This window comes from Asaia spathodeae NBRC 105894 (genome assembly GCF_025994195.1).
Taxonomy (GTDB): domain Bacteria; phylum Pseudomonadota; class Alphaproteobacteria; order Acetobacterales; family Acetobacteraceae; genus Asaia; species Asaia siamensis.
This window is the reverse complement of record NZ_BAPY01000067.1, coordinates 1-520: the sequence shown is the minus strand read 5'-3', so window position 1 is coordinate 520 and position 520 is coordinate 1. Positions and strand designations below refer to the sequence as shown.

Here is a 520-nt window from a genome sequence, read left to right as displayed (position 1 = left end):
CTGGCAGAAACTGTCCCGTCAGCATTCAGCACATAAATGTACACATCGTTCAGTGTGTCGGGCAGGTAGCCTGACGGTACAGTTACACTGGGCATGGTAGCGTGCGCGGTCGGATCATAGGTTCCTTGCGCGGTCACGCCTCCAGAAACCCGATCGTAAGTGACTGCGCTACTTCCGGCGGAATCGGTGATCTTCAGAGATGTGCTGGCACCTCCAAATGAGGGGAAAGGCGTGGATCCCGGTACAACGCCCGACTGGTTGGACCAACTTACCTTTGTAGGGTCCGCGATCTTGTCATTACTAACAAGGATATAGCCCCCACTCATACTATAAGAAATAAACCCGTTTTCGGTCTGGTATACGCCGGTCGTGGTGTTCTGCGCGCTCAAAACCACTTGTCCGTTGGCGTCAGTGTATTTCCACGTTTTGCCGTCATACGACGCCGTAAGCGGACCGATTGCCGCATTATCGTTGCTGGCAGAAACTGTCCCGTCAGCATTCAGCACATAAATGTACACAT

The 520-nt window shown here is 52.9% G+C and carries 1 protein-coding gene; it reads right to left on the bottom strand.

All coding sequences use genetic code 11. The features are described 5' to 3' along the window. The coding region (locus tag AA105894_RS13800) for a hypothetical protein (RefSeq protein WP_267312271.1) at positions 1–520 on the bottom strand (520 nt) is incomplete at both ends.